17 protein-coding genes are annotated in these 20,098 nt (G+C 70.7%); 10 read left to right on the forward strand and 7 right to left on the reverse strand.

Annotated features, from left to right (window positions below; translation table 11 throughout):
- From QR77_RS19255 to QR77_RS19270, 4 genes are all read left to right on the forward strand, one after another.
- Positions 1–905, forward strand: a 905-nt coding sequence (locus tag QR77_RS19255; protein WP_040023164.1) for a Dyp-type peroxidase, incomplete at its 5' end; no start/stop codon positions are given.
- A gap of 71 nt (positions 906–976) precedes the next feature.
- Positions 977–1,912 carry a prephenate dehydratase gene (pheA, locus tag QR77_RS19260; protein ID WP_040023166.1) on the forward strand — a complete coding sequence of 312 codons (936 nt, stop codon included), beginning with the start codon at positions 977–979 and terminating at the stop codon, positions 1,910–1,912.
- Between the two features lie 590 nt (positions 1,913–2,502).
- Positions 2,503–3,780 (forward strand): serine--tRNA ligase, encoded by a 1,278-nt coding sequence (gene serS / locus QR77_RS19265; protein ID WP_040023168.1) that lies wholly within the window; start codon positions 2,503–2,505, stop codon positions 3,778–3,780.
- Positions 3,777–4,616, forward strand: a complete 840-nt coding sequence (locus QR77_RS19270; protein ID WP_052488902.1) for an HAD family hydrolase — start codon at positions 3,777–3,779, stop codon at positions 4,614–4,616. The genes serS and QR77_RS19270 overlap by 4 nt, the downstream gene beginning before the upstream one ends.
- A 254-nt stretch (positions 4,617–4,870) precedes the next feature.
- Here the strand turns inward: QR77_RS19270 and QR77_RS19275 are convergent, their stop codons facing one another.
- From QR77_RS19275 to QR77_RS19295, 5 genes are all read right to left on the reverse strand, one after another.
- Positions 4,871–5,566: a hypothetical protein gene (locus QR77_RS19275; protein ID WP_040023170.1), complete on the reverse strand. Its 696-nt coding sequence runs from the start codon at positions 5,564–5,566 to the stop codon at positions 4,871–4,873.
- A gap of 283 nt (positions 5,567–5,849) precedes the next feature.
- The gene (locus tag QR77_RS19280; RefSeq protein ID WP_040023172.1) at positions 5,850–6,569 is read right to left on the reverse strand and encodes an ABC transporter permease subunit; all 720 of its coding nucleotides are present in this window, start codon (positions 6,567–6,569) and stop codon (positions 5,850–5,852) included.
- Between the two features lie 27 nt (positions 6,570–6,596).
- A complete protein-coding gene (locus tag QR77_RS19285; RefSeq protein ID WP_040023173.1) occupies positions 6,597–7,508 on the reverse strand; it encodes an ABC transporter ATP-binding protein in 912 nt (303 codons plus the stop codon).
- Positions 7,505–8,419: an ABC transporter permease subunit gene (locus tag QR77_RS19290; protein WP_040023175.1), complete on the reverse strand. Its 915-nt coding sequence runs from the start codon at positions 8,417–8,419 to the stop codon at positions 7,505–7,507. The genes QR77_RS19285 and QR77_RS19290 overlap by 4 nt, the downstream gene beginning before the upstream one ends.
- Positions 8,409–9,443, reverse strand: a complete 1,035-nt coding sequence (locus QR77_RS19295) for an ABC transporter ATP-binding protein (protein ID WP_052489650.1) — start codon at positions 9,441–9,443, stop codon at positions 8,409–8,411. Before QR77_RS19295 ends, QR77_RS19290 begins: the two co-directional genes overlap by 11 nt.
- A 264-nt stretch (positions 9,444–9,707) precedes the next feature.
- Between QR77_RS19295 and QR77_RS19300 the strand changes: the two genes are divergently transcribed.
- The 6 genes from QR77_RS19300 (at position 9,708) to QR77_RS19325 (ending at position 16,156) form a co-directional block, all read left to right on the forward strand.
- Positions 9,708–11,534: an SDR family oxidoreductase gene (locus QR77_RS19300; RefSeq protein ID WP_040023179.1), complete on the forward strand. Its 1,827-nt coding sequence runs from the start codon at positions 9,708–9,710 to the stop codon at positions 11,532–11,534.
- Between the two features lie 77 nt (positions 11,535–11,611).
- The gene (locus QR77_RS19305) at positions 11,612–12,499 is read left to right on the forward strand and encodes a metal-dependent hydrolase (RefSeq protein ID WP_040028276.1); all 888 of its coding nucleotides are present in this window, start codon (positions 11,612–11,614) and stop codon (positions 12,497–12,499) included.
- A gap of 10 nt (positions 12,500–12,509) precedes the next feature.
- Complete coding sequence (locus QR77_RS19310) at positions 12,510–13,442, forward strand: MerR family transcriptional regulator (RefSeq protein ID WP_040023181.1); 933 nt, start codon at positions 12,510–12,512, stop codon at positions 13,440–13,442.
- Between the two features lie 132 nt (positions 13,443–13,574).
- Positions 13,575–14,129 (forward strand): RNA 2'-phosphotransferase, encoded by a 555-nt coding sequence (locus QR77_RS19315; protein WP_040023183.1) that lies wholly within the window; start codon positions 13,575–13,577, stop codon positions 14,127–14,129.
- Positions 14,130–14,249: 120 nt separating this feature from the next.
- Complete coding sequence (locus tag QR77_RS19320) at positions 14,250–15,146, forward strand: LLM class flavin-dependent oxidoreductase (RefSeq protein ID WP_040023185.1); 897 nt, start codon at positions 14,250–14,252, stop codon at positions 15,144–15,146.
- 164 nt (positions 15,147–15,310) lie between these two features.
- On the forward strand, positions 15,311–16,156 hold the full coding sequence (locus QR77_RS19325; protein WP_040023187.1) for a Cof-type HAD-IIB family hydrolase: 846 nt from the start codon (positions 15,311–15,313) through the stop codon (positions 16,154–16,156).
- Positions 16,157–16,184: 28 nt separating this feature from the next.
- Here QR77_RS19325 and QR77_RS19330 read toward each other — a convergent pair whose 3' ends face one another.
- Positions 16,185–17,957, reverse strand: a complete 1,773-nt coding sequence (locus QR77_RS19330; protein ID WP_078876880.1) for a GAF domain-containing protein — start codon at positions 17,955–17,957, stop codon at positions 16,185–16,187.
- A 56-nt stretch (positions 17,958–18,013) separates the two neighbouring features.
- The coding region (gene cydC / locus QR77_RS48805; RefSeq protein ID WP_040023189.1) for a thiol reductant ABC exporter subunit CydC at positions 18,014–20,098 on the reverse strand (2,085 nt) is incomplete at its 5' end.

Consider the following 20,098-nt stretch of genomic DNA (forward strand, 5'->3'; position numbering starts at 1 on the left):
CGGTCGCCCTCGACGCGGGCCCGTCCTCCCTCACCGTCACCTTCGGCTTCGGCCGCACCTTCTTCGACCGTACAGAACTGGCCCATCAGCGCCCGGGCGCCCTCGACCCGCTGCCCGCCTTCTCCTCCGACCACCTCGACGCCGGGCGCAGCGAGGGCGACCTCTGGATCCAGATCGGCTCCGACGACGCACTCGTCGCCTTCCACGCGCTGCGCACCCTCCAGAAGGACGCGGGCACCGCCGCCACGGTGCGCTGGCAGATGAACGGCTTCAACCGCACACCGGGCGCCACCCCGCACCCCATGACCGCCCGCAACCTGATGGGTCAGGTCGACGGCACCGGCAACCCCAAGCCCACGGCGCCCAACTTCGAACGCAGTATCTTCGTTCCCGCGAAACCGGCTGCCGGAGTGCCCCACTGGATGGCGGACGGCTCCTATGCCGTCGTACGCCGTATCCGCATGCTCCTCGACGACTGGGAGCGCCTCCGGGTCACCGACCAGGAGAAGGTCATCGGCCGGCGCAAGTCCGACGGCGCCCCCATCACCGGGGGCACCGAGCAGACCGCTCTCGCCCTCGACAAGACGGGCCCCGACGGTCAGCTCGTCATCCCCGCCAACGCGCACGCACGGATCTCGGCGCCGAACGCGAACGGCGGCGCCACCATGCTCCGCCGCCCCTTCTCCTTCCACGACGGGATCGACGCCGACGGGACGCCCGACGCGGGGCTGCTCTTCGTCTGCTGGCAGGCCGATCCGCTCACCGGTTTCGTACCGGTGCAGCGCAAGCTCGACCGGGGGGACGCGCTGTCGCCGTTCATCCGGCACGAGTCGAGCGGACTGTTCGCGGTGCCGGGCGGCGCGCAGGAGGGCGAGTACGTCGGCCAGCGCCTCCTGGAGTCCTGACCCACCCCTGCCCCACGGAGGCAGCCCTCACCGAGGATCTGCCCACCCCGACGGCCCATTAGGCTGACCGCATGTCGGCGACGCGCTACACATATCTCGGCCCCGAGGGCACCTTCACCGAAGCGGCCCTCCGCACGCTCCCCGAAGCCGCGACGCGGGAACTCGTCCCGATGGTCTCCGTACCGGCGGCGCTCGACGCCGTACGGAACGGGGACGCGGCGGCCGCACTCGTACCGATCGAGAACTCGGTGGAGGGCGGGGTCACCGCCACCCTCGACGAACTCGCCGCGGGCGACCCGCTGATGATCTACCGCGAAGTGCTGCTCCCGATCACCTTCGCCCTGCTCGTACGGCCCGGGACGAAGCTCTCCGAGGTGAAGACGGTCACCGGCCACCCGGTCGCCCAGCCGCAGGTACGCAACTGGCTGCGCGCCAACCTGCCCGAGGCCGTGTGGGAGTCGGCGGCGTCGAACGCGGACGGGGCGCGGCTGGTGCAGGAGGGCCGGTTCGACGCGGCTTTCGCCGGCGAGTTCGCTGCGGCGACGTACGGCCTCGAACCGCTGGTCACCGAGATCCACGACGCCGAGAACGCCGAGACCCGCTTCGTCCTGGTGGGCAGGCCCGCCAGGCCCGCCGCACCGACCGGGGCGGACAAGACCTCGGTGGTCATCTGGATGGGCGACGACCGGCCCGGCGCGCTGCTCGAACTGCTCCAGGAGTTCGCGGTACGCGGGGTCAACCTGATGCTCATCCAGTCGCGGCCCACGGGCGCCGGCATCGGTAACTACTGCTTCGCCGTCGACGCCGAGGGCCATATCTCGGAGCGGCGGGTGGGCGAGGCCCTGATGGGGCTGCGGCGGATCTGCCCCAAGGTGCGCTTCCTCGGCTCGTACCCGCGCGCGGGTGTCTCGGTGGAAGACCTGCGGGAACCACGAGCCGGAACCTCGGACGAGGCGTTCATCAACGCGGCGGACTGGCTGGCCCGCATCCAGGACGGCCGAGCCTGACGTCACGGCTCACTCAGTGGAGAGTCTGTGGAGGCTGTGGAGCCGCTGAAAGTATCCACAAAGTTATCCACAGGCCCCAGGTGAAGGCTGGGGACAACTTGAAGGGGCCCGGGCGCGACAGTCGACAAATCGCCTCAGTCACCCTCTTTCATCCACAGGCCGCCAGATGGCCCACGTCACCCCGGCGTCAGCGATCAACTCGTCGGGGCGGTGAATTGCCACCCATATGAGCGCGTAGAGACGGTTTGAGCGGGGAATTGTCCGTTCCACGCAAGCCTTTCAGAAGGATCATTTCCGTGATCCACAGATCTCCCACACAGCCTGTGGATAAGTTCAGGGGAGACGCCCCACCTGTGGACAACTGACGCGGGGGGACCCCCACCCCAAGTCCCCTCCCCCGCAAGGGAAGTGAGTCAACGCCGAACCCCGGAATGCCTCATTCCGGGGAATTGAATCTCCCTTATTGACGAACACCCCACGTCACGGGCCCACCATTCCGACACTTTTACCAAATGTCGCAATTAGGACAAAGGGGAACGTCAGTCGATATCGAGTGGGGTGGTGTCGGTGGGCACCGGTAGCCTGGTGAGGTGATTGACCTTCGCCTGCTCCGTGAGGACCCCGACCGTGTCCGCGCCTCCCAGCGCGCCCGTGGAGAGGACGTCTCCCTCGTCGACGCCCTGCTCTCCGCCGACGAGCGGCGCCGGTCGTCGGCGCTGCGCTTCGACGAGCTGCGCTCCGAGCAGAAGTCGCTCGGAAGGCTGATCCCCAAGGCCTCCCCCGAGGAGAGGTCCGAGCTGCTCAAGCAGGCGGATCAGCTCAAGACCGGTCTCAAGGCCGCCGACGTCGAGCAGCACGAGGCCGACGAAGAGGCAAAGGCGCTGCTGCTCCAGCTCGGCAATGTCGTGCACCCCGACGTCCCGGTCGGCGGCGAGGAGGACTTCGTCGTCCTGGAGACGCACGGCACGATCCGCGACTTCGCCGCAGAGGGCTTCGAGCCCAAGGACCACCTGGAGCTGGGCGAGGCGCTGGGCGCCATCGACGTCGAGCGCGGCGCCAAGGTGTCGGGCTCGCGCTTCTACTACCTGACGGGTGTCGGCGCGCTGCTGGAGCTGGCGCTGGTCAACGCGGCGATCGCGCAGGCCGGCACGGCGGGCTTCATCCCGATGCTCACCCCCGCGCTGGTCCGCCCGCGCGCCATGGAGGGCACGGGCTTCCTCGGCCAGGCCGCCGAGAACGTGTACCACCTGGAGAAGGACAACTACTACCTCGTCGGCACCTCGGAGGTGCCGCTCGCCGCGTACCACATGGACGAGATCATCGAGGCCGACAAGCTGCCCCTGCGGTACGCGGGCTTCTCGCCGTGCTTCCGCCGTGAGGCCGGCACGTACGGCAAGGACACCCGGGGCATCTTCCGCGTCCACCAGTTCGACAAGGTCGAGATGTTCTCGTACGTCGACCCGGCGGAGGCGGAGTCGGAGCACCAGCGGCTGCTGGGCTGGGAGAAGCAGTGGCTGACCGCGCTCGGGCTGCCCTTCCAGGTGATCGACGTGGCCACGGGCGATCTGGGCTCCTCGGCTTCACGGAAGTTCGACTGCGAGGCGTGGATCCCGACGCAGGGCAAGTACCGCGAGCTGACGTCCGCCTCCAACTGCGACGGATTCCAGGCCCGCAGGCTCTCCGTACGGATGCGTGACGGCAAGCAGGTCAAGCCGCTGTCGACGCTGAACGGCACGCTGTGCGCCGTACCGCGCACGATCGTGGCGCTCCTGGAGAACCACCAGCAGGCGGACGGCTCCGTGTGGGTGCCCGAGGTCCTCCGCCCGTATCTCGGCGGCCGGGAAGTGCTGGAGCCGGTCTCCGCGTGAACGCCGCCCCGACGGCCGCGTCGTCCCCGCTCCCGGGGGCGGCGTTCCCGTACAAGCTCGTCGCCACGGACCTCGACGGCACGCTGCTGCGCGGGGACAACACGGTCTCCGCCCGCACGCGCGAGGCGCTGGCCGCCGCGGCCGGCGCCGGCGCGGCGCACATCGTCGTCACGGGGCGTCCCGCGCCGTGGACCCGGCACATCCTGGACGATCTCGGGTACGACGGTCTCGCGGTGTGCGGTCAGGGCGCGCAGGTCTACCACGCGGGCGAGCACAGGCTGCTGACGTCGGTGACGCTGGACCGGCCGCTGGCCAGGCTGGCGCTCTCCAAGATCGAGGCGGAGACAGGCCCACTGGCGCTGGCCGTCGCCCAGGACGGCTTGGACGGATCGATCCTGCTGGGTCCGGGGTACCAGGTGGGGGCCCGCACCGGGGTGTTCACCGAGGACCGGGCGCGGATGTGGGAGTCGCCGCTGAACAAGCTGTACATCCAGCACCCGGAGCTCGACGACGACGCGCTCACCGAGCTCGCGCGGGCGGCGGTCGGCGGGCTGGTGGACGTGGTGATGGCGGGCGAGGGCACCGTGGAGATCCTGCCGCTGGGGCTCAGCAAGGCGACGGGACTCTCGCTGGCCGCGCGCCGGCTCGGCGTCAAGGCGGCGGACACGATCGCGTTCGGAGACATGCCGAACGACATTCCGATGTTCGGCTGGTCGGGCCACGGGGTGGCGATGGCGAACGCGCATGACGCGCTGAAGGCCGTGGCGGACGAGATCACGGTGTCGAACGACGACGACGGCATCGCGGTGGTCCTGGAGCGACTGCTGGAGCGCTGACGGGAGGGGCGGCCCGCGCGTGAGCGCGCTCGAAGTGGCCGCCCCCGGGCCGCGTTCCGGCGGCTGCGCGGAGTGTGATGATTCCTCCGGTGCCTACACGGTGCCGCCCTGCCGGGGAGCGCGGCGGACGTGCATTCCCCGTATCCGCCGCGCTCCACCCCCCGGTCCAGTGGTGCGCTCCTACGCGAACCACTGTGCCCGGGGCGGACGGTCGGCCGCCACCGAATTACCGGGACGGGCCCGCCTGTCGCTGATCAGCGGCGCTTGCGGCCGCGGCGCACGTCCTTCAACTGCAGTACGAACCCGTCCATCCGGGCGTCCAGACGGTTGATGTCGTCCGACATGTCGCACAGCCTGTTGCTGATGGCGGCGACGACCTGGTTGGTGGCGTCGAGCCGCCGGTCGAGGTTGTCGAGCCGCTGCGACATCCGGTTGAGCACGGGCCCGAGTTCCTGAAGTGCGGCGCCGACACCGGCGAGGCAGGTCTCGGTGTTGGTGACGCGCCGGTCGAGGTCCGCGTACCCCTGGCGCCAGCCTTCCTCGGCGTCGAGGAGGTACGTGCGGACGCATCGCGCGATGTCGCTGTCGCGAAGAAGCATGGCCACGTTGAGGACGGTGCGGCGGGTGTAGACGGTGAGTTGCGTGGCCGCCTGTGGATAACTCATGCCGCCCCCCGCCTCCCATAGGGACAACATGTCCCTATGGAAGATCCGCAGGTCATCGCCCCGCAGCACACATAGCCCGTTCTCGCTCAGCTCGGCGCGATGGCGCTGCGTCACCTTTTTTACGACCTCTGTGGATACTTCGAAGTACCGCGCGACATCGTCTGTGCGAAGGTGAATTCCGTCCGGGAGCATGACAAGGGCCTTGACCTTGTCGAGCGCGTCGACGCGCTCCAGGTGCTCGACGCGCATGGTGCGCGATTCGAGTAGGGCGACTTCCGATGGCATGGGCATGCCTTTCCATGGTGAACCGCTGGCGTTCGGCCCTGTCCCCGGGCTTCAGGGGTGGAGGCCGGTCACCGTGGCTACTCACTCATCGGCCGGCGCGGCTTTCGATCCTTCACCGGCAATCACCCAATTCACGAACGCTCTACGTAACAGCGCCCAGTCGCCTCCACACATAGGGGACAACGAACCGATAACCGTACAGTTACGCCGCAAACCCCGCCCATCGGGCAGGGGTTGTCGGAGAGGGACTGTCGGAGCGGGGTGGTCGGAGCGAGGTCTCAGCTCACTCCTCGCCCGCGAGCTTCAGCGTCCGCAGCTTCTGACCCGCGTACCAGGTGGCGAGACCCGTCACGACCACCAGCAGCACCACCGCCAGCGGCAGCCCCACGTCCGAGGTGATGATCTCGCTGCCGCCGATCTTCTCGGCCAGCGCCAGCGACCACTGCTGCACGCTGAGCGTGCGCGCGCCCGGCACCAGGCTGCCGAAGAGCGTCTCCCAGACCAGCGCGTAGACCAGCCCGATGACCACCGCGTGGCGGCTGACCGTACCCAGCAGCAGGAAGAGCGCGCTGTACGCGATCGAGGCGACGAGCGCGGCGACCGTGTAGGCGACCGCGATCTGCTGGCCGTTGCCGTTCAGGATGTATCCGGCGATGAGGGTGGGGATCGCCGAGAAGGCCATGGTCACCGCGATGGCCACGATCAGCTTGGTGAAGATGATCGTCGGCCGCTTCACGGGCTTGGCCAGCAGGTAGACGATCGAGCCGTCGTCGATCTCCGGGCCGATCGCGCCCGTACCCGCGATGACACCGATCAGCGGCACCATCGTGGCGATGGCGAAGCCGCCCAGCAGGTCGGCCGCCACCTGGTCGTCGGCGCCGTTGAAGCTGCGGACGGCCGCCGAGATGAGGATCAGCAGTGCGGGCAGCACGAAGAGGATCGCGGCCCGGCGCCTGCCGAGCAGGGCCCGGTAAGTGAGCCGGGCGACTGTGGGGTTGTACATGACGTCACAGCTCCTTATCAAGGCCGCTCAGGCCGCTACGAGGTAGGAGAAGACCGACTCGAGGGATTCGTCCGAGGGCGAGACCGTGAGCAGCCTGATGGAGTGCTCGCGGGCGACCCGCGGCAGCAGTTGGGTGAAGCGGCCGAAGTCGACGGCCTGGATGCGCAGCGCGCCCTCGACGAGGTCCACCTCGATACCGGCCGTGGACGGGTCGGCGATCAGCGCGGCGGCGAGTGCCCGGTCGTCGCTGGACCGTACGAGGTAGCGGTGCGGGCGGTCGGTCATCAGCCGGCGGATCTTGCGGAAGTCACCCGACGCCGCGTGGCGTCCTGCGACGATCACCTCGATGTGCGAGGCGAGCTGCTCGACCTCCTCCAGGATGTGCGAGGAGAAGAGGACCGTCCGGCCGCTGTCGCCCATCTGCCTCAGCAGCTCCATCAGTTGCATGCGCTGACGCGGGTCCATGCCGTTGAACGGTTCGTCGAGGAGCAGGACGGACGGGTTGTGGACGAGCGCGGAAGCCATCTTCACGCGCTGCCGCATGCCCTTGCTGTACGTCGCGATCTGGCGGTCGGCCGCCGCCTCCATCTCGACGGTGGCGAGCGCCGTACGCGCCTCCTTGGTACCGAGGCCGTGCAGTTCGGCGTTGGCGACGACGAATTCGAGGCCGGTGAGGAAGTCGTACATGCCCTCCCGCTCCGGCACGATGCCGATCTGCGTGTAGACGGCCTCGTTGCGCCAGATCTGCTTGCCGTCGAGGGTCACGGCGCCCGTGGAGGGGCTGAGGAAGCCGGCCATCATGTTGATGAGGGTGGATTTGCCGGCGCCGTTCGGGCCGAGCAGTCCGGTGACGCCGGGTCCCACGGTCATGGTGACGTCGTTGACGGCCACCACGTTGCCGAACCAGCGCGAGGTGTGCTCGATGTTGATGGTGGTCACAGCCCGACCTTCCGGTAACGGCGCATGAGGACGGCGTACGAGCCGAAGATGAGCGCGAGGACGACCAGCACATAGACCACGCCGGAGCCGGCCGTGGGGCCCTCGCCGCCCGGGAAGGACGACGACGCGCCCAGGAACGCGGTCTGCACGCCGTCGATGAGCGTGATCGGCGAGAAGAGCCCGAGCCACTTCACGACGCCGGTCGACTCCGTCGACCAGGCGATCGCCTGCACGGTGGAGACGGCGCCGTACGTGATGGTCAGCGTGGCGATCACGGCGGCGACGCCGAAGCCGCGCCTCGGGGTGAAGGCGGCCATCACCAGTGCGAGGCCGCCGAAGAGGATGGAGAGCAGCGCCACGGACACAAGACCCTGCCCGAATCCGGCTGTCTGGTCGCCGAAGTCCATCTTGGCGAGGAGCGAGCCGACGTAGAGGATGACGAGCGGCGCCGCCGTCAGCACGAACAGGGCGGAGGCCATCGCGCCGTACTTCGCGAGGACGTAGTCGACGCGCTCGATCGGACGCGAGAAGTAGAGCGGCACGGTCTTGAAGCGCAGGTCGCGCGAGACGGTCTGCGGCGCCTGTGCGGCGAGGTACAGACCGATGACGGCCTGCATGAAGATGGCGTAGCGCGTGTAGTCGACCGGGAGGTCCTTCGCCTTGGTGGCGACGGCGACAGCGACCATGATCGCCGCTGGTACGCACATCACGGCGAAGAGGATGGCGGGCAGCACCTTCGACTTGGCGGAGCGGCCGAGTCCGTACGCCCCGCGCAGGGACTGCGCGTAGAGGGAGCGGCGGGCGTAGGCGCGGCCGAGCCGGGGTCCTTCGTAGTCGCGGTACCCGATGTTGTGGATCTGTGTGGTGTCAGGGCTCATCGCCGAGTCGGTGCTCATCGAGTCAGTGCTCATCGTGGCCGCCTCCCTTCTGCAGTGCGTACTCGGCCGCCGAGCGGTCCGCCGGCTGTTCCGGGACGGGCCGGTCTTCGGCCGCCGGTTCGGTCCCCTCGGTACGGAAGACCTCGGCGATGTGGTGGCGGCGCTGTTCCATCCGTACGAGGCCGAGCCCGAGGTCGGCGACGGTGTCGCGTACGACGTCGTGCGTGGCCTCGCCCTTGGCCTCGACGAGCAGGACGTGGCCCGCTCCTGGCAGCCCGCTCTCCGTGCTCGCGACGAGGGTCACCCCGGCGGCGCCCAGGGCCTCGCGCAGGGCGAGAGTGCCGTCCGGATGGGTGTCGGAGTCGGTGACCTCGACGGCGAGGGTCGTGGTCATCTGGGTGAAGTCGCTGGTGGAGCTGGAGCGCAGCAGCTTTCCGCCGTCGATGACGACGACGTGGTCGCAGGTGCGCTCCAGTTCGCCCAGGAGGTGCGAGGTGACCAGGACGGAGATGCCGAAGTCGGTGTAGACGCGTCGGATCAGTCCGAGCATCTCGTCGCGGCCCACCGGGTCGAGGCCGTTGGTCGGCTCGTCGAGGAGGACCAGCTTGGGGTCGTGGACCAGGGCCTGCGCGAGCTTGACGCGCTGTTTCATGCCGGTCGAGTAACCCCCGATGGGGCGGTACCTCTCCTCGTAGAGGCCGACATGGCGCAGGGTGTCGGCGGTGCGCTCGCGGGCGGCGGTCGGCGGGAGTCCGGACATGCGCGCCATGTGGACGACGAACTCGGTGGCCGAGACGTCGGGCGGCAGGCAGTCGTGCTCGGGCATGTACCCCACGCGCTCACGGATGGCGCCGCCGCTGGTGGCGACGTCGAGCCCGAGCACCTGGGCTCGGCCTTCCGTGGCGGGGGACAGGCCCAGCAGGATCTTGATCATGGTGGACTTGCCGGCTCCGTTGGCGCCCACCAGGCCGGTCACACCGGGTCCGATGTCCAACGAGAGCTGGTCAAGTGCGGTCACCCGGGGGAACCGTTTGCTGAGGCGTTCGGTCACGATCACAGTCACGACAACGACGGTAGTGGCGTACGCCACGGGGATCGTCAGACCTGAGGTCCCTATCCATGTCCGTCTGGAGGCGTACGGGCCCCGTAGGGGGCCCATAAGTTCCCCAAAGTTATCCACAGGCGGGGAGCGCTTCTTGACGTGGCCGCCAGGCATTGTCACATTCGTCGGTGTCACGTTTTTGAGTCATGTTACGGACGCGTACCGCTACCTGGTCGGACAGGCGGTGCGGACGGTGGCCGGGCGGGAGGAGGCGGGACCATGAGCGAAGGACCGGCAGGGACCGGTGGACCCGGCGGCGGGCCGGCGGGGGCGCGCGAGCGGTGGGTGCGGACGGGTGGGGTCGAGTTGTGCGTCGCCGAGTGGGGCGACGCGTCGCGGCCGACGGTGCTGCTCGTCCATGGCTATCCGGACACCAAGGAGGTGTGGTCGGAGGTCGTCACACGGCTCGCCGGGCGCTTCCATGTGGTGGTGTACGACGTGCGGGGGCACGGCCGGTCGACGGCCCCGGTGCCGCTGCGCGGCGGCTTCACCCTGGAGAAGCTGACGGACGACTTCCTGGCGGTGGCCGAGGCGGTGAGTCCGGACCGGCCGGTGCATCTCGTGGGCCACGACTGGGGCTCCGTACAGGCCTGGGAGTTCGTCACGGTGGCGCGCACCGAGGGCCGTATCGCCTCGTTCACCTCGGTGTCGGGGCCGAGCCTGGACCATATGGGCCACTGGATCAGGCGGCGGGCGTCGCGGCCCACACCGCGCGCGGTGGCCCAACTCCTGGGGCAGGGGGCCAAGTCCTGGTACATCGGTGCGCTGCATACGCCGGCGCTGCCCGAGCTGGTCTGGCGCGGGCCTCTCGGGCGGCTCTGGCCCGGGATGGTGCGGCGGATGGAGAAGCTGCCCTCAGGGGCGCCGTCGGGGGCGTATCCGGCCCCCTCGCTGCCCCGGGACGCGGCGCACGGCGCGTGGCTCTACCGGGACAACGTGCGCGCCCGGCTGTCCGAGCCGCGTACCGACGCCTACGCGCACGCGCCGGTGCAGTTGATCACGCCGACCGGTGACGCGTTCCTGTCGGAGCGGCTCTACGACGACCTGGAGCGGTGGGCGCCCGGGCTGGTACGGCACACGCTGCCCGCGAAGCACTGGGTGCCCCGCACGCGGCCCGACCAACTGGCCTCCTGGATCGACGCGTTCGTCACCGACCGGGAGAGCGGCGGGTCCGCGCCGGAAGAGGCCGCCGATGGGGCGCCCCGGCCACGGGGTCCGTACGCGGAGCGCTTCGGGGGGCAGTTGGTGCTGGTCACGGGGGCGGCCGGCGGTATCGGGAGGGCGACGGCGCTGGCGTTCGCCGCGGCGGGGGCCCGGATCGTGGCGGTCGACCTGGACGCGGCGGGGGCCGAGCGGACGGTGGAGCGGGCCCTGCGAGTCGGTGCCCCGGAGGCGTGGGCGGAGGTGGTGGACGTCGGGGACGGCGAGGCGATGGAGAAGCTCGCCGAGAAGGTCTCCGCCGAGTACGGGGTGGTGGACGTGCTGGTCAACAATGCCGGGATAGGGCTGTCGGGGCATTTCCTGGACACGACGGTCGACGACTGGAGGAAGGTCCTGGACGTCAATCTCTGGGGCGTCATCCATGGCTGCCGGCTCTTCGGCGGCCGGATGGCGGCGCGGGGCCAGGGCGGTCATATCGTCAACGTGGCCTCCGCCGCGGCCTATCAGCCCTCCAAGGCGCTTCCCGCCTACAGCACGTCGAAGGCGGCGGTGCTGATGCTCAGCGAATGCCTGCGGGCGGAGCTGGCGCCGGTGGACATCGGGGTCTCCGTGATCTGTCCGGGCTTCGTCAACACCGGCATCACGGCGACCGCGCGCTTCACCGGTGTCTCGGTGGCGGAGCAGGAGCGGCGCAGGAAGAAGACGTCCCTGCTGTACGGCTTGCGCGGCTATCCGCCGGAGAAGGTCGCGGTGGCGATCCTGCGGGCCGTCGTACGCGACCAGGCCGTTGTGCCGGTCACACCGGAGGCACGCGGCGCGCGGCTGCTCTCCCGTATCGCGCCCACGGCGCTGCGCGCGATCGCTCGGGTGGAGCCGCCGTTGTGAGCGCCAGGGAGAGTGGGAGGACCGGCGAGAGCGGGGAGAGCGGGGATGGCCGGGAGCGCGGGGCGGGGCGGCGTCCGATCGCTCCGCGCCGGGTGTCGTTCGACTGGCGCGGAACTCCGCCGCACTGGATACCGGGCGAGCCGACCGCCGGCCATGTGATCAATGTGCTGCACCTGCTGCTGCCGGCGGGCGAGCGCTGGTTCGTCCGGGTCTTCAAGGAGGCTCTGCCGCTGGTCAGGGACCCGGAGCTGCTGAAGGACGTCAGAGGGTTCATGGGTCAGGAGGCCACGCACAGCGCGCAGCACACATACGTCCTGAACCATCTCGCCGAGCAGCGGCTCGACACCGCCTCCTACACCCGGCACGTCGACTTCGTCTTCGAGCGGCTGCTCGGCGACAGACCGCCGTGGTGGGTGCCGATACCGGCGAGCAGGTGGCTGTTCTACCGGCTGGCGTTCGTCGCGGCGATCGAGCAGTTCACCGCGGTCCTCGGCGACTGGATGCTGCGCGCCGGGGCGCTGGACCGGGCGGGGGCCGACGGGATCATGCTCGACCTGCTGCGCTGGCACGGCGCCGAGGAGGTGGAACACCGGTCGGTGGCCTTCGACATGTACCAGCACTGCGGGGGCCGGGAGCCGCTGCGGTACGTACGCCGCGTGGGGACCATGGCGGTCACCGCCCCCGTGATGCTCGGCATGTGGATCTGGGGCGCCGCCCATCTGATCCGGCACGACCCGGGGCTCGCCGGCCGGCTCCGCTACTCGCCGCGTGAGCACAAGAAGGCGGCGAAAAAGGGGCTGTTGCCGGCCTGGGGCCTGCTCGGCGCGGCGATACCACGCTACTTCCGGTGGTCGTACCACCCCTCGCGGGAGGGTTCGGCGGAGTTGGCGCTCGCCTACCTCGCGTCGTCGCCGGCGGCCCGCGCCGCCGGGGGCGGGTCCGGGACGGCGGACGGAGAAAGGTGAACGAGGAGAGGTGAACGGATCCGAGTACAGGATCGAGGATCTGGCCCGGGCGGGCGGCGTGACGGTCCGCACGATCCGCGCCTACCAGGACCGGGGGCTGCTGCCCCGTCCCGAGCGGCGCGGCCGGGCCAATGTGTACGGGGCCAGGCATCTCGCGCGGCTGAGGCAGATCGCCGAGCTGCTCGACCGTGGCTACACCCTGGCCTCCATCAAGGAGTTGCTGGAGGCGTGGGACGCGGGGCGCGGCCTCGGCGGGGTGCTCGGGCTGGTCGCCGAGGTGCGCGGACCCTGGACCGACGAGGAGCCCGCCCGGATGTCCCGCGCCGAGCTGGATGAGCGGTTCGGCTCCACGGAGGACGAGGCGGCGGTGGCGGAGGCGCTGGAGCTGGGTGTGCTGGAACGCGTACCGGGGCAGGACGACATGTTCGTGGTCCCGAGCCCTCAGGAGCTGTCGGTGGCGGTGGAGTTGTACGCGGCCGGGGTGCCGCTCTCCGCGATCTCCGGTCATCTGCGGGAACTTCGCGGGCAGGTCGAGCACATCGCCTCCCGCTTCCTGGAGTTCACCACCGAGCACGTGTTCGCGCGCTACCTCGGCCATCAGCCGCCGACGGACAGGGAAGCGGCGGAAGCCACCCGGCTGGTACGGCGGCTCCGGCCGCTCGCCCAGCGGTCCGTGGACGCCGAACTGGCCCGCGCGATGCGGCTGTTCGCCGTACGCCACCTGGAGCAGCAGCTTGCGAGGGGCAGCACGCCCACGGCGGACCCCGAGCCCCTTCCCGTACTGCTGCCCGCCTCGACAATCCGGTCCGTGGAGGGGCTGGTTGGAGCGGCGAACGCGGCGGCGTTCATCACGGCGGCCACCGAACGGGAGGTCCAGGCACGCACCTTGAACGCTCTTACCCCAACAAACCGACAAACGACCGATATTGACCAAATAGGGTAACCCACACCTCGACTTGTCCACAGGAACGCCAAATACCCTGTGGATAAGTCAAGTTGACTGTGGATCAAACCTCTTACCTCGATTAATTCAAATCCTGTTGCCCCACGCGAACGCGACCGACAGTCTCATCGGATGACCGGAACACCCGATGAACGACGCACCGTGCGTGTGTCGAAGTACCTGTCGAAGCACCTGCGGCATCAGCCGGAGAAGATCGGCGTCACCCTCGACGCCAACGGCTGGCTGGCGATCGACGAGTTGATCGGCGCGGCGGCCGCACACGGCTTCAGGATGAGCCGCGCGGAGCTGGACCATGCCGTCGCCATGAACGACAAACAGCGTTTCACCGTCGACGGCGACCGCATCCGGGCCAACCAGGGCCACACCGTGGCCGTCGACCTCGGCCTCGAACCCGCCGAGCCGCCCGCGTACCTCTACCACGGCACGGTCGCCGCCCACCTGGCCGCGATCCGCACCGAAGGGCTGCGCCCCATGCGCCGCCACCATGTCCACCTCTCCCCCGACCGCGAGACCGCGACCCGCGTCGGCGCCCGCCGCGGCCGGCCCGTCGTACTGCCGGTGGACGCGGGCGCGATGCACCGGGCGGGCCTCGTCTTTCGCGTCAGCGCCAACGGTGTCTGGCTCACCGACGCCGTCCCCCCGCAGTACCTGCGCTTCAGCGCCTGACCGCCCGACAGCGGGTACGGAACGACGCCGGACGAGGGCCGGACCAGGGCCGGACGGGCGGCCATCCGGCCGTCGGCGGTGGCTTCGTCGGGGAAATAGTCACAGCGTAGGGTCGTCGTCATGCGTCTGAGTACTGTGATTCTTCCCGTCCGCCGCTGGCACGAGGGGGGCCGTGAGCAGTGGGTCCGTGCGCAGGAGTTGGGTTTCCACGCCGCGTACACCTATGACCATCTGTCCTGGCGTACCTTCCGCGACAAGCCGTGGTTCGGGGCGGTGCCGACCCTGACCGCCGCGGCGGCGGCCACCGAGCGGATCCGGCTGGGCACGCTCGTGACCTCGCCGAACTTCCGTCACCCGGTGACGCTGGCCAAGGACCTGATCGCGCTGGACGACGTGTCCAACGGCCGGGTGACCGTGGGCATCGGATCCGGCGGCAACGGCTTCGACGCCACGGCGCTGGGGCAGGAGCCGTGGACTCCGCGCGAGCGGACCGAGCGTTTCGAGGAGTTCGTGCCGCTCCTGGACCGGCTGCTCACCGAGCCGTCCGTGACCCGTCCCGGCACCTACTACTCCGCCGACGAGGCACGCGGCATCCCCGGCTCCGTGCAGCGTCCCCGTATCCCGATCGCCGTGGCCGCGACCGGTCCCCGCGGGCTGGCGGTGGCCGCGAAGCACGGCGAGGCGTGGGTGACCACCGGGGACCCCAAGCTGTTCGACGAAGGCACGCCGGCCCAGTCGCTGGGCGCGATCAAGGGGCAGATCGACCGGCTTGGCACCGCCTGCGCCGCGATCGGCCGCGACCCGGGCGAGCTGGACAAGATCCTGCTCACCGGCTTCACCCCGGAACGGGACCACCCGATGAAGTCCCTCGGCGCGTTCGTCGACTTCGCCGGCGGTTACTTCGCGCTCGGCATCACGGAGATCGCGATCCACGCCCCGATCCCGGACTCGGAGTTCGCCGCCGACGAGAACGTCTTCGAACGGATCGCCACCGAGGCCCTCGCCCAGCTCGCGTAGGCCCCATGCGCAAACCCTCACGCACAAACCCCCACGCACGGACCCACGCGCACAGACCCACGCGCACCGGAGCGGAGACCCAGGAACGGAGAGAGGGGGGCGTACGTTCTCAGATGTGCGCCCCGGCGCACGCCCGTGCGCCTCGCGTACGGGAGAATGCGACAGTGACCCCGACTGACGCCTCCCCTCTCCCCACCAGGACCCGGCTGATCGCCACCGACCTGGACGGCACGCTCCTGAACGACGACAAGTCGGTCTCGGACCGTACGATCGCCGCGCTGGCCGCCGCCGAGAAGGCCGGGATCGACGTCTTCTTCGTCACCGGGCGGCCCGCCCGGTGGATGGATGTCGTCAGTGCGCATGTGCACGGACACGGCCTCGCCATCTGCGCCAACGGCGCCGCCGTCGTCGACCTGCACGCGGGCGGCGAACTGATCAAGGTGCGCCCGCTGCCGCGCGAGGTCGCTCTCGACGTCGTACGGACGCTGCGCGAGGTCGCTCCCGGTACGGCCTTCGCGGTCGAGCTGACCACCGGCATCCGCTACGAGCCCGCGTACCCGCCCTTCCAGCAGGACCCGGGAGCGATCGTCGCCGCGGCGGAGAAGCTTCTCCAAGAGGCGGGCGACGACCTCGATGCCCCGGTGGTGAAGCTGCTCGCCCACCACCCCCGGCTGACGCCCGACGGTTTCCTCGCACTGGCCCGTACGGCGGCGGGCGACCTCGCCTCCTTCACCCGCTCCAGCCCCAGCGCGCTGCTGGAGATCAGCGGCCTGGGGGTGAGCAAGGCGAGCACACTGGCGCTGTGCTGCGCCGAGCGCGGCATCTCGTCCGACGAGGTAGTCGCCTTCGGTGACATGCCGAACGACCTGGAGATGCTGACCTGGGCGGGCACGTCGTACGCGATGGGCAACGCCCACGCCGACGTACTGGCCGCCGCTTCCGCCCGTACCACCAGCAACAACGAGGACGGCGTCGCTGTCGTCATCGAACGGATCCTGGCGCGCGGCTAGGCCGGGTCCGGGCGCCCTGTCCTGGCGCTCACAGCGGAGCCACCCACACCACCGTCGTGCCGCCGCCGTCCTCCCCCAGACCCGGCTCGTTCCCGCTGTATCCGCCCAGTGACTCCGCCCGCCTGCTGAGGTTGCGCAGCCCGCTGCGCCTGCCGCCCTCCGGGATGCCCACCCCGTCGTCGGCGACGGTCAGCCGTACGGCGTTGCCGCCGTCGTCCAGTCGCGCCGTGGCGTCGACGACCACCTCGATACGGCTGGCGTGCGCGTGGCGGAAAGCGTTGGAGAGGGCTTCGCGCAGCGCGGCGATCAGGTTCTTGCCGGTGAGTTCGCCGACGGCGGTCTCGACCGGTCCGGCGAAGCGGTGGGACGGCTGGAAGCCCAGCGGCACGGCCGCCATCTTGATCTCGCGCAGCACCCGGGTCCGCAGCCCCGACGGTGCCTCGGCTGGTCCCTGTTGCAGGGCGAAGATGGCCGTACGGATCTCCTGGATGGTGACGTCGAGTTCGTCGACGGCCCTGCCGATGCCGTGGTGCACCTGGGCTGTGACCCGTCCGCGCTGGGCGCTCTCCAGCATCATGCCGGTGGAGAACAGCCGCTGGATGACGAGGTCGTGGAGATCGCGGGCGATCCGGTCGCGGTCCTCCAGCACCGCCAGCCGCTCCCTGTCGCGCTGCGCCTCCGCCATCATCAGCGCCAGCGCCGCCTGGGTCGCGAACTGGGTGGCGAGGATGCGTTCCGTCTCGCTGAAGCGGAGGGCCCCCCGCACCCGGGGGGTGACGAGCGCGCCGAGCACCCGGCCGCCGCTGTGCAGCGGCAGCAGCATGCACGGGCCGTATGCCAGCCCCAGATCGGTGATCATGCGCGGATCGGTGGCGCAGTCGTCCATGAAGAGCGACTCTCCGGCCAGCAGCGCCTTGACGACCGGGCTCTCGGGAGGGACGGCCACGCCCAGGTTGGGCAGCATGTCGTCCCCGGAGACCGCGACGATCTCCAGCCCGGCGTCGCTGGTGGGCTGGAGGACCACACCGGCCGCCGAGTCCGCCAGCCTGCGGGCCTGTTCGGCGACGACCGAGAGCGCGTCGTCCGGGTCGGAACTCGACAGCAGGGCCGTGGTGACGGCGACCGACCCGTCGATCCACCGCTCACGCTGCCTGGCCGCCTCGTACAGCCGGGCATGGCCGATGGCGATCCCGGCCTCGGTGGCGAGGACCCGCACCATGTGCAGGTCGTGCTCGTTGAACGCGCCGCCGTCGCGCTTCTCCGCCAGGAAGAGATTGCCGAAGATCGCGCCGTGGACGCGGATCGGTACGCCGAGGAACGACCCCTCCGGCGGACCGGCTCGCGGGGTTCCGGCGGTCTGCGGGTCCGCGAGCCGTTCGATCAGCCGGGCCGTCTCCGTACGCTCACCGTCCGTGCCGTTCTCCCCGTACGTCACGAAGTCGGAGAGCCCGTCGCCCGTCTCGTCGACGACACCGATCGCCGCGAACCCGGAGTCGGCCAGACGAGCCGCGGTCTCGCAGATCCGGTCGAGGGTGGAGTGCAGCTCCAGTCCCATGCCGATCAGGCGCAGGGCTTCGAGGAGTTGCGGCACCCGTGCGGTCAGCTCCGTGGACAGGCCCTGGAGGTTGCGGGCAGCGGCGGCCGCGGTCCGGAACGGGTCCGGCTCCAGCCCGGGCGGGACGGCCGGCCAGGCAGCGGCGCCCGGGCTGCTCGGACCGCCCAGCTTGCCCGGACCGCCGGGGCCGTCTGGATCGGTGGGGCCGCCCGGATCGGTGGGGTCGGGAGGATCGGACACGGTCATGGTCCCGAGCGTAATGAATTCCCGTTCTGTCCTCCATGTGAGAGATGCCCGGTTCTCTACGCGAGCGACGGCCTGCGATCGAGCAGATCACCAGCCCGCTCCCGCTCCAGCATCCGCCGCAGCGGCCCCTCTACCGCCGACAGCTCGGCGTAGGAGCCGCGCTGCACCGGCCTGCCCTCGTCGAGCACGATCACCTCGTCGACCGCTTCGAGCCCCCGGAGCCGGTGCGTGATGAGCAGAGTCGTACGTCCCTCGGTCGCCGCCAGCAGGTCCACACCGATCGCGTCCGCCGTCGCCAGGTCCAGATGCTCGGCCGGCTCGTCCAGGACGAGGACCGGGAAGTCGGCCAGCAGCGCACGGGCCAGCGCGAGCCGCTGCCGCTGGCCTCCGGAGAACCGCGCGCCGTGCTCGCCGACGAGGGTGTCGAGGCCCTGCGGCAGCTCACTGACCCAGTCGAGCAGCCGCGCCCGGCGCAGGGCGTCGCACAGGTCGTCCTCCGTCGCGTCCGTCCTGGCGAGCTTCAGATTCTCCCGTACGGAGCTGTCGAAGAGGTGCGCGTCCTGCGCGCACAAGCCGACGAGCCGCCTGACCGCGTCCCCGTCGAGCGTGGCCGCGTCCGTGCCGCCGATCCGGAAGCCGCCCTCCCGCGCGTCGAGAAAGCGCAGCAGCACCTGGGCGAGTGTGGTCTTGCCCGACCCCGAGGGTCCGACGACGGCGACCCGCTTCCCGGCGGTCAGGGTCAGGTCGAACCCGCTGAGCGCGTCGCGCCGCTGCCCCGCGTACCGCGCCGAGAGCCCCCGTACCTCCAGCGGGAACGGCGATACGGGAGGAGCCGCCGGCTCGCGCGGTTCCCGTACGGGGACGGGGGCGTCCAGCACCTCGTACACCCGCTCGGCGCCCCGCCTGGCCCGCTGCCGGTAACGCACGGCGAGCGGCAGGCCCGTGACCGCCTCGAAAGCGGCGAGCGGGGTCAGGACGATCACCGCCAGCTCGACTCCGGGGAGCCGCCCCTGCCGTACGGCCGCCGTCCCGACGACCGCCGCGGCCGCCACCGTCAGACCGCAGGCGAGGGCGGAGAGCCCGGCGCCCAGCGCGGTGGCGCCCGCGCCGCGCGACGCGATGTCCTTGAGCGTTCCGTCGGCGGCGCGCACCTGGCGGAGCCGGCTCTTCAGCGCGCCGGTGACGGTCAGTTCGGCGACGCCCCGGAACAGGTCGACCACCCGGGTCGCGAGCAGTCCGCGTGCCGGGGCGAGTCGCCGTTCGGCGCGGCGGGCGCAGGCGCCGCTCACCACGGGGACGCCGACTCCGCCGACGAGCAGCCCTGCGGCCAGTACGGCGCCCGCCTCGGGCAGTAGCCAGCCGGTGAACGCGACGGTGCACGCTCCGACCAGTACGGCGGTGCCGACCGGGAGCAGCCAGCGCAGCCAGTAGTCCTGGAGCGCGTCGACGTCGGCGACGAGCCGGGACAGCAGGTCGCCGCGCCGGGTGGTGCGCAGACCGCCGGGCGCGATGCGTTCGAGCCGCCGGTACACGGAGACCCGGAGGCCGGCGAGCATCCTGAGCACCGCGTCGTGCGACACGAGGCGCTCGGCGTAGCGGAAGACGGCCCTGCCGATGCCGAAGGCGCGGGTCGCGGTCACCGCGACCATCAGATACAGGACGGGCGGGTGCTGGGAGGCGCGGGAGATGAGCCAGCCGGAGACGGCCATGAGTCCGACGGCGGAGCCGAGCGCGAGGCTCCCGAGGAGCAGCGCCAGGAGGAAGCGCCCACGGGAAGGACCGGCGGCGGCGCGCATCCGGGCGAGCGGGGACCGTATCGCCCCGGACGCGGCGGAGGGAAGCGCGGCGGAGGTGATCGTGTCGGAGGGAAGTGCGTCGGAGGGAATCGCGTCGGACGCTTCGAAGGAGGCGTGAACCGCGGAGGGCGTCGCGTCGCTCCCGATCACCGCTGTCCCGTGGTCGGCCGCCGGTGTCGGCGTACGTACCCCCGCCCTTTCCGCCCGCTCCGCGCCCAGCGTGACCACCCGGTCAGCGACGGTCAGCAGCGCCGGCCGGTGGACGATCAGCAGCACCGTCCGCCCCTCGGCCAGCCGCCCGACCGCCTCGACGATGCCCGCCTCCGTCTCGCCGTCGAGCGCCGC

Origin of the sequence: Streptomyces sp. 150FB (assembly GCF_000818195.1) — a bacterium.
Classification (GTDB): domain Bacteria; phylum Actinomycetota; class Actinomycetes; order Streptomycetales; family Streptomycetaceae; genus Streptomyces.

Bases quoted from the DNA above. Each gene is read 5' to 3' on its own strand.
- QR77_RS19290 (WP_040023175.1), bottom strand. From the start codon at position 8,419: ATGAGCACTGACTCGATGAGCACCGACTCGGCGATGAGCCCTGACACC.
- QR77_RS19330 (WP_078876880.1), bottom strand. From the start codon at position 17,957: ATGACCGTGTCCGATCCTCCCGACCCCACCGATCCGGGCGGCCCCACC.
- QR77_RS19315 (WP_040023183.1), top strand. From the start codon at position 13,575: ATGACCGGAACACCCGATGAACGACGCACCGTGCGTGTGTCGAAGTAC.
- QR77_RS19275 (WP_040023170.1), bottom strand. From the start codon at position 5,566: ATGCCATCGGAAGTCGCCCTACTCGAATCGCGCACCATGCGCGTCGAG.
- pheA (WP_040023166.1), top strand. From the start codon at position 977: ATGTCGGCGACGCGCTACACATATCTCGGCCCCGAGGGCACCTTCACC.
- QR77_RS19280 (WP_040023172.1), bottom strand. From the start codon at position 6,569: ATGTACAACCCCACAGTCGCCCGGCTCACTTACCGGGCCCTGCTCGGC.
- QR77_RS19300 (WP_040023179.1), top strand. From the start codon at position 9,708: ATGAGCGAAGGACCGGCAGGGACCGGTGGACCCGGCGGCGGGCCGGCG.
- QR77_RS19320 (WP_040023185.1), top strand. From the start codon at position 14,250: ATGCGTCTGAGTACTGTGATTCTTCCCGTCCGCCGCTGGCACGAGGGG.